Genomic DNA, 12,482 nt, shown 5'->3' on the forward strand with positions numbered 1-12,482 from the left:
GCGTAACGGAACTCAGCAATGAACACATCTCAATCACGCCAACTGAAGACGGGCGGCGACCCTCGCTGTTTCAAAGAATACGCCGCGCTTCGCCACGAAATGCAGAAGTTATCTCATCCAGCACGACCTGACGTTAACTGGCGGCTTGCCTCTGATTTATGTTTGACACTGTTCGAACAAAACGGCGTGGAGTTGCAGACCGCCACCTGGTATACCGTCTCCCGCGCTCACCTCGCGGGCATTGATGGCATGCGCGAAGGACTGGCGGTGCTGGTGGCATTGCTGACCCGGCAGTGGCCAATACTTTGGCCGCAGCCAGTTCAAACGCGGATTAAATTACTGGCATCGTTGAGTCGGCGCTTGCAGCAATATTTGCGCAGCCAGACGCTAACGCTGAATGATTTAACCGCGCTGAATCAGGTTGCCAGTTTGCTTAATACAGCCGGTGATCATCTGCAGCGTCTGGATCTACGGCAGAGCAGCCAGCTGGATAGGCTATTGGATCGTATCCGCAACGCGGTAGCTGCTCTGGAGCGCGGTGATGTGGTGCAACAGAATGGCGCCGCAGCAAATCAACATGAACATTCGGCGTTGGCTGTGCCAATGGGGGGCTGGGTTTATGTGGCAACGGCCGAGAGCACGGTATCGGAAAGGCGTCGATTGTGGCGTCGGGCTTTTTTCGCCGGTATCGGCTCAGCGCTGCTGGTTGTCGCAATGCTGTCTGCCGCATGTTATTTCGTTCGCGATCCCGCTTTTAAGCGTGAGCTTTTGGCATCAGTGGCGCCACTATCTCCGTTGCTGGATGCTGCATCTGTACAGAAATTGAAGGAACGTGCGCCCGGCTGGCTCAACGACGATGACTGGCTGAATCTTACACAGCAGCAGTTGGATGAGCTTTTAGCAGCATCCCCTGCATGGCAGCTAGAGCGCGGCAGTGCGCTGGTTCTGCAGGCGAACCAACTGCTGCCAAATGGCGTTGATGCGGCGGCCATGAGAACGCGCTGGAATCAGCAACTGCTCGCCGCCTCGTTGCCAGCGGAAAACATGGTTGGCTGGCAGCAGGGTATGGATCAGCTTAAAGCCCTGGCGCAGCGGTTAGATGAGGTGGACGAAAAAGGCGGCAGATATCTGACCGTCAGCGAGCTGAAAACCGCTGTCTTCGGTATCTCGCAGGCACTGAGTCACACCGTGCCAGTAGAGGAGCAGTTACGTCAGCTAAAACAGTTGATTGACCAGAATGATGATGCCGCGCAGGGTAATGTGAAACAGGTGGAGATGCACCTGAATCAGCTGATTGCCTCTTATCATTTACTGACCCTGCCGCAACATCAGTAATGCTTTCTGAACATGCGACATTTACGTCGAGTAATATTTTAGCTTGGATTGAATAACAGTAGCGCGCATGCAACGGTCATGCTGTGCGCAATTTTTGCTTCGCGCTATGAAATAAAAATCCACGCAAGCGCGTGGATTTAATGTTTTCCTGTCATTGCCATGAGATTTAATAAAACCTCATGAGACAACACATTTTATTTAGACGTTAAACAAGAAGTTCATCACGTCGCCATCTTTGACGATGTACTCTTTACCTTCAGAACGCATCTTGCCGGCCTCTTTCGCGCCTTGTTCACCTTTATAAGCCACAAAGTCTTCAAAGGCGATAGTCTGTGCGCGGATAAAGCCTTTCTCAAAATCGGTGTGGATTTTACCGGCCGCTTGTGGTGCTGTAGCGCCTACCGGAATGGTCCATGCACGCACTTCTTTCACGCCAGCGGTGAAATAGGTTTGCAGGTTCAGCAGCGCATAACCGGCGCGGATCACGCGGTTCAGACCCGGTTCTTCCAGCCCCAATTCCGCCATAAACTCGTCACGTTCATCATCTTCCAACTCGGCGATGTCAGACTCAACGGCAGCACACACCGGAACGACGACAGAACCTTCGGCTTCGGCAATGGCACGTACCTGATCGAGGTACGGATTGTTTTCGAAACCGTCTTCGTTGACGTTAGCGATATACATGGTCGGTTTCAGCGTCAGGAAACTGAGGTAGCGGATGGCCGCTTTCTCGTCTGCATCCAGCTTCAGCGCACGCAGCATGCCAGCTTCAGACAGATGCGGCAGGCATTTTTCCAACGCAGCCAGTTCAGCTTTGGCATCTTTGTCGCCGCCTTTGGCTTTCTTCTGGCAACGCTGAATGGCACGTTCGCAGGTGTCGAGATCCGACAGCGCCAGCTCGGTGTTGATCACGTCAATATCTTCCGCCGGGTTAACTTTGCCCGCAACGTGGATAATGTTGTCGTTCTCAAAGCAGCGCACCACGTGGCCAATGGCTTCAGTTTCACGGATATTAGTCAGGAACTGGTTACCCAGGCCTTCACCTTTGGATGCGCCCTTTACCAGACCGGCGATATCAACAAATTCCATGGTGGTTGGCACCACACGCTGTGGTTTAACGATTTCGCTCAGCTGATCGAGGCGCAGATCGGGCATTGGTACTACACCAGTGTTTGGCTCGATGGTGCAGAACGGAAAGTTGGCTGCTTCGATACCCGCTTTGGTCAGCGCGTTGAACAGGGTGGATTTACCGACGTTCGGCAGGCCCACAATACCGCATTTAAATCCCATGGTCTGATTACCTTTATCACTGAGTGCGCAGCGCTGCTCATTAGCGCCGACAGATTCAAAAAATTTCGCGCATTATACACAGAATTGCCCTCTGCGGCGCGGGAATTGGCCTTAGCCAGCCTTGAAGGCATGCAGGCGGTTCATCGCCTTAATCTTGTCTTCTTTTAGCCACAGTTCGGTGCAGCGCACCGCTTCGTCTACCGCATCGTCAATCAACTTTTGTTCGCTGGCGGGCGGCTTGCCTAGCACGAAACCGGTGACTTTATTGCGATCGCCAGGATGGCCGATGCCGACGCGCAAACGGTGAAAATTATTGTTATTGCCTAGTTTGCTGATGATGTCTTTGAGGCCGTTGTGACCGCCGTGGCCGCCGCCTTGTTTGAACTTTGCCACGCCCGGAGGTAAATCCAGTTCATCGTGCGCCACCAGAATCTCTTCCGGCGCTATGCGATAAAAGGTCGCCATCGCTGCCACCGCTTTACCGCTGAGGTTCATAAAGGTGGTCGGCACCAGCAGGCGCACATCTTCACCCGCTAAAGATAAGCGTGCGGTGTAGCCATAGAATTTAGGCTCATCCTTTAATGACTGATTGTTACGACTCGCTAGCAAATCTACATACCAGGCACCCGCATTATGGCGCGTTGCGGCGTATTCAGCGCCGGGATTGGCCAGCCCCACAATCAGTTTAATGCTGCTCACGTTGTTTATCCTGTCTTGCTGCGGAAAGGGCGATAGTTTACTGCCTGTCGGTCCGAATCACAAAGTGCACCAATAACCGGTAATGACGCTCAGTGACTAATCAATTTCTATCGAAATCAAGGTGCTGGCAGTAAAGTTTCGTCAAAGGTTGTGAAGGAACTGTGATCCTGTACGCAACTTAAGCGGCAGCTATTGCCTAAGCTTATGGCTAATTAACCATACGTGCTGTTTTGCTTTTATAAGGATGGAGGTGAATCATGAAACGTCAACAATGCCGCGTAGTAGGTAATAGCTTGATGTGTTTGGGTTTACTGACGATGGTTCTCGGCGTCGGGTATTCCATTATTAACCAGCTTCCTTCACTCAATCTGCCGCAATTTTTGGCACATGGTGCCATGTTTAGCATCTTCGTCGGCGCGTTACTTTGGCTGGTGGGTGCGCGCGTCAGCGGACGTGAAAGAGTAGAAGATCGTTACTTTTGGTTGCGTCATTACGGCGACAAACGCTGCCGTCGCAATCACTCTTCACATTAAGTCATTACTGATTCTCTAAGCGGCCGTTCCTGAACGCGATATCGTTCAATGCAATTACGGCCGCTGGCTTTAGCGCGATATAACGCTTCATCAGCCAGCGCCAGTAAAGCGGGAAAAGGCTGACCAGGCTCAAGAGCGGTAGCAAAACCGATACTCACGGTATAACGGACGTCGTTAGGCTGTGATATCTGTGTCGCTAACCGGATACGCTCACAAATCAGCTGTGCTTGATCTTCATTACCAGGCAATATCGCTGCAAACTCCTCACCGCCCAGACGGGCAAAATGACCCCCCTCCGGCAACACAGACTGCACCACCTGACAAAAATCTATCAGGACTTGGTCACCTTGTTGATGGCCATAGCGGTCATTAATAGTTTTAAAATGGTCCAAATCGAACAGTATTGCGCTGTAAATAAACGGTTGTGATGGGCGTGAGCTGCGCAGCACCACTTTATCCGCTTGTTCAAATAAGGCGCGACGGTTCCACACGCTGGTGAGAGGATCGTGCATTGAAGCCAGTTTGTGTGCCACCTGAGCGCGCTCGTTGACCATCGCCAGAATCGTAAAGGTCAGGCCGATGACAAACAAAATCGATTCCAAAATGACGTAAACCGAGAAACTTGAACCCCCAATGGCACCATGTACCGGCGAAGCCACTGCATCATCAAGGAAGATGCGCGTCACGTGAAATAGTAAATGAACCCACAGTAGAAACTGCGCTGGCCAGAAGGTGACGGTGAGGGATGCGCGTACGCGCCACAGCAAGCGAATCAGCGCGCCAGTAAAGATAATGCACAGCAGGCAAACCACCAAAACACGCTTTGGTTGGCTGTCATAGAATTCGGGGAATAAACATAAAGTGGCCCATAGTAAACCGCCGCCCATCCAACTTATTCCGATAGGTTTTCCGCAGAAAATGCGAAAAGCGTTGAGTAGATTGCCATAGGCAAAGAGCAGCATTACATTGCCGATGACCACCGGTAGAAAATGGAATCCGGCACTGCGCATGCTGCTGAGAAATACCGCCGCTAACGTTAAAACCAAGGCCAGCGTGGTGCAACCCAATACGCGATCATATTGCCCGCCAACCCAGGCAAAGATCAAAATGATACTTAAAAACCCCAGCACATAGAGCTCACAAACAAACAGCGTGTAGATGTCGAGAGGCATAGTGGTCGGAGCTCTTAGTAAAAGAGTCGAGAAAAATACCATTAATCATTGGACCACTAAAGTGCGGCAATAGGTTTGGGATAAAAAGAGTGGATGGCAGCGAGAATAGCGGGTTTTAACGGAATTTATCGCGGAAATATCAGCAGGGAAAGCGGCTTAATCGGTGAGTAACAACATATGGACTGACAAAGAAAAACCGGGCACGAAGCCCGGTTGCATGCGATGAATTAATGTTCAAACATCGCAGAGATAGATTCTTCGTTACTGATGCGACGAATCGCTTCGGCCAACATGCCAGACAACGTTAAAGTACGCACGTTTGGCAGAGATTTCATCTCTTCGGACAACGGAATGGTATCGCAGACAATCACTTGATCAATGACAGACTTACGCAGATTTTCCACCGCATTGCCTGAGAAGATTGGGTGAGTGGCGTAAGCAAACACACGTTTAGCGCCGCGCTCTTTCAATGCTTCAGCCGCTTTGCACAGCGTACCGCCGGTGTCGATCATATCGTCGACCAGTACGCAGTCACGACCTGCAACGTCGCCAATGATGTGCATCACCTGGGAAACGTTCGCACGCGGGCGGCGTTTGTCGATGATAGCCATATCGGTATCGTTGAGCAGTTTGGCGATAGCGCGCGCACGCACTACGCCACCAATGTCTGGGGAAACAACGATTGGGTTTTCCAAACCAATCTGCAGCATATCTTCCAGCAGAATTGGGCTACCAAATACGTTATCGACCGGGACATCAAAGAAGCCCTGAATCTGTTCAGCATGCAGGTCAACGGTGAGAACACGGTCAACGCCCACGCTAGAGAGGAAATCGGCAACCACTTTGGCGGTGATAGGAACACGAGCAGAACGCACACGGCGATCCTGACGCGCATAGCCAAAGTAAGGAATAACAGCAGTAATACGACCAGCAGAAGCCCGACGCAATGCGTCGACCATCACAACCAGCTCCATCAGATTATCGTTGGTGGGGGCACAGGTGGACTGGATGATGAAAATATCACCACCGCGTACATTTTCGTTGATCTGTACACTTACTTCACCATCACTGAAACGGCCAACAGCGGCGTCTCCGAGGCTAGTGTAAAGGCGGTTGGCAATGCGTTGTGCTAGTTCCGGGGTGGCGTTACCAGCAAATAGCTTCATATCAGGCACGAGAAGAACCTCAGGCTTGGCGTCCAGAGAATGAACGGCTCTAGAGTAACCGGCGAATACCAAAGAGCATGTTCATACGGGTGTGTTAATGCGCAACGTGCAGTATCTGGAACGTGTGACACCGTCACGTAAACGCTTATAGCCCAGAAAGTGTGCGCTGCAACGGCGAGATATTAAGCCCGCGCGCCACAAATCCGCAAATCCATTTCGGGGCAAGCTCCAGCACCTGACGTGCGGCGGACTCGGTGTCAAATTCAGCAAACACACAAGCTCCGGTCCCAGTCAGGCGCGACGGCGCGTATTCTAGCAGCCAGGAAAGCAGCTCATCAACCTTACGAAAACGTTTTCTTGCCACAGCCTCACAATCATTGTGAAAAGGCCGCTGTAATAGTTCATCTAATGTGCGGATTGGCGAATCGCGCGTCAAATCGGGATCGCGGAACAGATCGGGAGTAGCGATACTGACGCCAGGATGCGCCACCAGATACCATTTTTCTGCAGGTTCGGCTGGCTGCAACTGTTCGCCGACGCCTTCAGCAAAGGCCGCATGACCGCGCACAAACACCGGCACATCGGCACCCAACTTGATGCCAATCGTTGCAAGTTCATCAACGCTGAGAGCGGTTTGCCATAGATGATTGAGGGCGACGAGCACCGTAGCGGCATCCGATGAGCCGCCGCCAAGACCGCCACCCATCGGCAACACTTTCTTCAGCGCAATCGTTGCACCGGCCAACGCGGGTAATGTGCCCCGCGCGGCGGCACATTGCTTTAACGCCAGCGCGGCCCGCACAATCAGGTTTTCTTCATCTGGCACGCCGTCCAGCGGCGTCAGGAGCGTAATCTTATCGCTGCTATCAGGGATGATCTCCAGCGTGTCGCCGTAATCAAGAAACTGAAACAGGGTTTGCAGATTGTGGTAGCCGTCAGGGCGACGGCCGGTAATGTACAGAAACAGATTCAGTTTTGCTGGCGCCGGCCACGTGGTGATCATTTTGTGGTCCAGCTATCCATGCGCAGTTTGATACGCTGACCGCCTTCGGTTAGCTCCAGATTCGCCGGCAGCGGCGGGTTAATTTTGCTGTCGTAATCGGAGATATTCACTTTCCACTGCTGTCCATTGCGGCTGTAATTCAGGCTTTGCAGCTGATAGTTACTGTTCAGCTGATAATCGCTCGCATCGCCCGGGAGGCCCATCATCCACTGACGCAGATTGGCGAGCGGGATATCCATACCGGTAAGCTGTGAAATCATCTTCTCAGCATCGTTGCTCACGTAGCGCTTGCCTTTGTTATCCACGATCTGTACCACCGATCCTTGCGCATCAAGCTGCAATTCAGTGCTGCCCAGCGGGTTGGTCAGCAACAAGCGATAGCGATCGGCGGCGGTTTGCTGCCAGTTAAAGCGCGCATAAACTTTTTGCTTGTCGGAGAGGTAAGCGAACGCGCCGCGCGTCTGATACTGACTAATTTTTGCGACGGCCTGCTGGTGCTGTTGCCATTGCGGTGACGTGGTGCTTGGGCCCGGACCTTGTGGTTTGTTAATGGTACATGCAGCCAGTAACACGCTGGCAAGGGGTAAAAGGCGCAGTAACTTGCGCGGGGGCAAATGCATCACGTGGTCATCTCCTCAGACACGTTTTTACTTCGTAACCGATAACGCTAACCATCCGCGGGTAAGCCGTCAATGCTGTTGTAGCGATAATTGCGCACGTTCAGTTTAATCTTATTACAGTCATAGGCTTTGTATGGCTTTTCTTGACCTGTGGCATCTTGTAGAATGCGCTGCACAAAACCCTGACAATTATTGGGATATCCCAACCCGAATCACATGACGCTGCTTGCACTCGGAATCAACCACAAAACTGCACCTGTTGCGCTGCGCGAACGCGTTGCGTTTACACCTGACTCGCTGGAACTGGCGCTGAATAGCCTGCTGTCCCAGCCGATGGTGCAGAGCGGTGTGGTCCTTTCGACCTGCAACCGTACCGAACTCTACCTCAGCGTAGAGCAACAAGCGGATCTGCAAGAAAAACTGGTGCAGTGGCTGTGTGATTATCACGATTTGCGCGAAGAGGATGTGCGTAACAGCCTTTACTGGCATCAGGATAACGCGGCGGTCAGCCACCTGATGCGCGTTGCCAGCGGACTGGACTCACTGGTGTTGGGTGAACCACAAATTCTCGGTCAGGTGAAAAAAGCCTTTGTGGATTCATCACGCGACCACGCGCTGAGCAGTGAACTGGAGCGAATGTTCCAGAAAACCTTCTCGGTGGCTAAGCGTGTCCGCACTGAAACCGAAATCGGTGCCAGCGCGGTGTCCGTTGCCTTTGCTGCTTGTTCACTGGCACGGCAAATCTTTGAATCCCTCAGCACCGTCAACGTGCTATTGGTGGGGGCCGGCGAAACAATTGAGCTGGTGGCGCGTCATCTGCGCGAACATAGCGTTAAAAAGCTGATGATTGCCAACCGCACCCGCGAGCGCGCTCAGCTGCTGGCCGATGAAGTCGGCGCGGAAGTGATTGGCCTGGGCGATATCGAAACCCGCCTGGCCGACGCCGACATTATTATCTCTTCCACCTCCAGCCCGCTGCCGATTATTGGTAAAGGGATGGTGGAACGCGCGCTGAAAGCGCGTCGCAATCAGCCGATGCTGCTGGTTGATATCGCCGTCCCGCGCGATGTCGAACCAGAAGTGGGCAAGCTGGCCAATGCCTACTTATATAGCGTTGACGATCTGCAAGCCATCATCGAGCAGAACATGGCGCAGCGCAAAGCGGCCGCCGTGCAGGCTGAAAGCATTGTGGTGCAGGAGAGCGGCGAATTCATGGCCTGGCTGCGCGCACAAAGCGCGGTAGAAACCATCCGCGAATATCGTTCACAGGCCGATGAAGTGCGTGCCGAACTGCATGAGCGCGCCTTGATGGCGTTGCGTCAGGGCGCCGATGCCGAAAAAGTCCTGCAGGAACTGGCCCACAAGTTGACCAACCGTTTAATCCATGCACCAACCAAATCACTGCAGCAGGCCGCGCGCGATGGCGACAGCGAACGCCTGCAGATCTTACGTGACAGCCTCGGTTTAGAGTAATCTGGTCAGTCACGACCTATCACTGGGATACCCGCTATTACATGAAGAGCTCTATTGTTGCCAAGCTGGAAGCGCTCCAGGAACGCCATGAGGAAGTGGAAGCGTTACTGGGCGATGCCGGCGTGATTGCCGATCAGGATCGTTTCCGTGCGTTATCACGCGAATATGCCCAGCTTAGCGACGTCACCCGTTGTTTCCGTGAATGGCAGCAGGTGCAGGAAGATGTTGAAACTGCCGAAATGCTGCTGGAAGACCCGGAAATGCGCGAGATGGCGCAGGAAGAATTGAAATCGTCGCGCGAGAAGCGCGAGGAATTAGAACAACAGCTGCAAGTGCTGCTGCTGCCGAAAGATCCCGACGATGAACGCTCGTGCTTTGTCGAAGTGCGTGCCGGCACCGGCGGTGATGAAGCGGCCATTTTCGCTGGCGATCTATTCCGCATGTACAGCCGTTACGCGGAAGCGCGTCGCTGGCAGGTGGAGATCATCAGTGCCAACGAAGGCGAACACGGCGGTTATAAAGAAGTCATCGCCCGCATCAGCGGCGACGGCGCTTATGGCCGCTTTAAGTTTGAATCGGGCGGCCACCGCGTGCAGCGTGTGCCGGAAACCGAATCGCAGGGCCGCATTCACACCTCGGCGTGTACCGTCGCGGTGATGCCGGAGCTGCCAGAAGCCGAGATGCCGGAAATTAACGCGGGCGATTTAAAAATCGACACCTTCCGTTCTTCCGGTGCGGGTGGTCAGCACGTTAACACCACCGATTCCGCCATCCGTATCACTCACTTGCCAACCGGCATTGTGGTGGAGTGCCAGGATGAGCGCTCACAGCACAAAAATAAAGCCAAAGCGTTGGCGGTGCTGGGCGCCCGTATTCACGCCGCCGAAACCGCCAAGCGTAATGCCGCTGAGGCCTCCACGCGCCGTAACCTGCTCGGCAGCGGCGACCGTTCCGATCGCAACCGCACCTATAATTTCCCGCAGGGGCGTGTCACCGATCACCGCATCAACCTGACTGTTTATCGTCTCGACGAGGTGATGGAAGGCAAACTTGATGCTTTGATCGAGCCGATTGTGCAGGAGTATCAAGCCGATCAGCTCGCTGCCTTGGCTGGACAGGATTGATGAATGTCCGTCGCTGGCTACAGCAAGCGGTGGTGGCGCTCTGCGGCGGTGATAGCCCAAAGCGCGATGCCGAAATTTTGCTGGGCTTCGTGACGGGCAAATCCCGCAGCTGGCTGGTGGCATTTGATGATGCGGAACTTGATGAACGGCAGCAGCAACAGCTCAAGGCGTTGCTGGCAAGGCGCGTTAACGGTGAACCGATTGCGCATCTGGTGGGCGAGCGTGAGTTCTGGTCGCTGCCGTTACGCGTCAGTGATGCCACGCTGATTCCACGTCCGGATACCGAAGTGTTGGTGGAGCAGGCGCTGGCGCATCTGCCAGTAACGGCGAAGTCACTGCTGGATTTGGGCACCGGAACCGGAGCCATCGCGCTGGCCTTAGCCAGCGAGCGACCACAGTGCCAGGTTATCGGCTGCGATCGTATTCCTGCCGCGGTGGAACTGGCGCAAGACAACGCGCAGCGTCTGCATATCAACAACGCGCACTTCATGCTTAGCCACTGGTTTAGCGATCTTCCTGCCCAACGCTTTGACCTGATTGTCAGCAATCCTCCGTATATTGATGCCGCCGATGAACATCTGCAGCAGGGCGATGTGCGCTTTGAGCCGCTCAGCGCGTTGGTGGCGGACGATCAGGGCCTGGCCGATTTACGCTTCATTATTCACACCGCGCCGCAATGGTTGCAGCCTGGTGGCTGGCTGTTGTTGGAACACGGTTGGCAGCAGGGCGCGGCCGTACGCGCGATGATGATGCAGCACAATTACCAGATGGTAAGCACCGTTGACGATTACGGCGGGAATCCGCGCGTCACTTTGGGACAATTTTTCAATTAAGGAACGACGATGGCGAGCTGGTATCCCCTGATCAAACATTTCCATTTACTGACTGTAGCCTTAACGATCAGCCTGTTTCTGCTCCGTTTCTATTGGCAGTGCACCGGTTCAGGCATGCTGCAGCGCCGCTGGGTGCGCATTGCGCCGCATATTAACGACACCTTTTTACTGATAAGCGGCGCGCTGTTAGTGATGATTACTCACTTTTATCCGTTCACACCGCAAGGAAGCTGGCTGACGGAGAAGCTGTTAGCGGTTATTATCTACATCGCCTTAGGTTCCGTGGCATTGAGCCGTCGCCCACGTAAAATGGGGACACGTTGGATCGCCTGTCTGGTTGCAATCGTTGCCTTGTTGATTGTGATTAAGCTGGCGATGACCAAAATGCCGTTATTGGGGATTGTATGACCTCGCCAGAGCAACTTGATTACAGTAAAACGCCGTTAAGTGAAGCGGTGATTGGTGCCACATGCGCCATACGCAATGATTTTTCCGCGCCATCCGTGCAGCAGCAGCTGGCCGCGCTGGTCGAGGAAGCCCGAGCGTTTATCAGCAGTGAAAAAGATGCCGATCTGCAGCTCGAGAAGCTGTTAGAACTGTTTTATCGTCAGTGGGGATTTGGTGGTGCCAGCGGCGTCTACAACCTTTCGGATGCGCTGTGGATCGACAAAGTGCTTTCGAGCCGCCAGGGTACTGCGGTTTCGCTCGGCGTGATTCTGCTGCATATCGCCGATGAGCTAGAGTTACCGCTCATGCCGGTCATTTTCCCTACGCAGCTGATTTTGCGTGCGGACTGGTTAGACGGCGAGATGTGGCTAATTAATCCGTTCAATGGCGAAACGCTGGATACGCATACGTTAGAAGTATGGCTTAAGGGCAATATTAGCCCAACCGCTAAGCTGTACAATGATGATCTCGACGAAGCGAAAACGATCAACGTCATGCGCAAAATGCTTGATACGTTGAAATCGGCGCTGATGGAAGAGAAGCAGATGGAACTGGCGTTGAACGTAAGCCAGGTGCTGCTGCAGATCGATCCCGACGATCCCTATGAGATCCGCGATCGCGGCTTGATATACGCGCAGTTAGAGTGTGAACACATCGCGCTGACCGATTTGACCTATTTTGTTGAACAGTGTCCTGAAGACCCGGTTAGCGAAATGATTAAAGTGCAGATTCACGCCATCGAACAGAAGCAGGTGACGCTGCACTAAGCCTCAGAAGATATAAGGAA

13 protein-coding genes are annotated in these 12,482 nt (G+C 53.5%); 7 read left to right on the forward strand and 6 right to left on the reverse strand.

What is annotated here, in order from left to right; all coding sequences use genetic code 11:
- The first annotated feature begins 18 nt into the window (after nucleotides 1-18).
- Nucleotides 19-1,335 (forward strand): VasL domain-containing protein, encoded by a 1,317-nt coding sequence (locus CRO19_RS17760; RefSeq protein ID WP_097097022.1) that lies wholly within the window; start codon nucleotides 19-21, stop codon nucleotides 1,333-1,335.
- Nucleotides 1,336-1,533: 198 nt separating this feature from the next.
- On the opposite strand, the gene ychF is transcribed toward CRO19_RS17760, so the two are convergent.
- Both ychF and pth read right to left on the reverse strand, forming a co-directional pair.
- A complete protein-coding gene (gene ychF / locus CRO19_RS17765) occupies nucleotides 1,534-2,625 on the reverse strand; it encodes a redox-regulated ATPase YchF (RefSeq protein WP_097097023.1) in 1,092 nt (363 codons plus the stop codon).
- Nucleotides 2,626-2,736: 111 nt separating this feature from the next.
- On the reverse strand, nucleotides 2,737-3,324 hold the full coding sequence (gene pth, locus CRO19_RS17770; RefSeq protein ID WP_008107639.1) for an aminoacyl-tRNA hydrolase: 588 nt from the start codon (nucleotides 3,322-3,324) through the stop codon (nucleotides 2,737-2,739).
- A gap of 257 nt (nucleotides 3,325-3,581) precedes the next feature.
- Between pth and ychH the strand changes: the two genes are divergently transcribed.
- Nucleotides 3,582-3,857 carry a stress-induced protein YchH gene (gene ychH / locus CRO19_RS17775; RefSeq protein WP_097097024.1) on the forward strand — a complete coding sequence of 92 codons (276 nt, stop codon included), beginning with the start codon at nucleotides 3,582-3,584 and terminating at the stop codon, nucleotides 3,855-3,857.
- Here the strand turns inward: ychH and CRO19_RS17780 are convergent.
- From CRO19_RS17780 to lolB, 4 genes are all read right to left on the reverse strand, one after another.
- The gene (locus CRO19_RS17780) at nucleotides 3,854-5,029 is read right to left on the reverse strand and encodes a GGDEF domain-containing protein (protein WP_097097025.1); all 1,176 of its coding nucleotides are present in this window, start codon (nucleotides 5,027-5,029) and stop codon (nucleotides 3,854-3,856) included. The genes ychH and CRO19_RS17780 overlap by 4 nt on opposite strands.
- A 227-nt stretch (nucleotides 5,030-5,256) precedes the next feature.
- On the reverse strand, nucleotides 5,257-6,204 hold the full coding sequence (gene prs / locus CRO19_RS17785) for a ribose-phosphate diphosphokinase (protein WP_006118899.1): 948 nt from the start codon (nucleotides 6,202-6,204) through the stop codon (nucleotides 5,257-5,259).
- Between the two features lie 136 nt (nucleotides 6,205-6,340).
- Nucleotides 6,341-7,198, reverse strand: coding sequence for a 4-(cytidine 5'-diphospho)-2-C-methyl-D-erythritol kinase (ispE, locus tag CRO19_RS17790; protein ID WP_097097026.1), 858 nt, complete (start codon nucleotides 7,196-7,198; stop codon nucleotides 6,341-6,343).
- Nucleotides 7,195-7,818 (reverse strand): lipoprotein insertase outer membrane protein LolB, encoded by a 624-nt coding sequence (lolB, locus tag CRO19_RS17795; protein WP_097097027.1) that lies wholly within the window; start codon nucleotides 7,816-7,818, stop codon nucleotides 7,195-7,197. Before lolB ends, ispE begins: the two co-directional genes overlap by 4 nt.
- A 216-nt stretch (nucleotides 7,819-8,034) precedes the next feature.
- Between lolB and hemA the strand changes: the two genes are divergently transcribed.
- From hemA to sirB1, 5 genes are read left to right on the forward strand one after another with little or no spacing between them, the layout of a single operon-like run.
- Entirely contained in the window at nucleotides 8,035-9,291 is a 1,257-nt protein-coding gene (hemA, locus tag CRO19_RS17800) for a glutamyl-tRNA reductase (protein WP_097097028.1), read from the forward strand.
- 41 nt (nucleotides 9,292-9,332) lie between these two features.
- Entirely contained in the window at nucleotides 9,333-10,415 is a 1,083-nt protein-coding gene (gene prfA / locus CRO19_RS17805; RefSeq protein ID WP_097097029.1) for a peptide chain release factor 1, read from the forward strand.
- On the forward strand, nucleotides 10,415-11,248 hold the full coding sequence (gene prmC / locus CRO19_RS17810; protein ID WP_097097030.1) for a peptide chain release factor N(5)-glutamine methyltransferase: 834 nt from the start codon (nucleotides 10,415-10,417) through the stop codon (nucleotides 11,246-11,248). The genes prfA and prmC overlap by 1 nt, the downstream gene beginning before the upstream one ends.
- A 9-nt stretch (nucleotides 11,249-11,257) precedes the next feature.
- Complete coding sequence (locus tag CRO19_RS17815; protein WP_097097031.1) at nucleotides 11,258-11,656, forward strand: SirB2 family protein; 399 nt, start codon at nucleotides 11,258-11,260, stop codon at nucleotides 11,654-11,656.
- The gene (gene sirB1, locus CRO19_RS17820; RefSeq protein ID WP_097097032.1) at nucleotides 11,653-12,462 is read left to right on the forward strand and encodes an invasion regulator SirB1; all 810 of its coding nucleotides are present in this window, start codon (nucleotides 11,653-11,655) and stop codon (nucleotides 12,460-12,462) included. The genes CRO19_RS17815 and sirB1 overlap by 4 nt, the downstream gene beginning before the upstream one ends.
- The last annotated feature ends 20 nt before the right edge of the window (nucleotides 12,463-12,482 follow it).

The organism is Candidatus Pantoea floridensis (assembly GCF_900215435.1).
GTDB classification, from domain to species: Bacteria; Pseudomonadota; Gammaproteobacteria; order Enterobacterales; family Enterobacteriaceae; genus Pantoea; species Pantoea floridensis.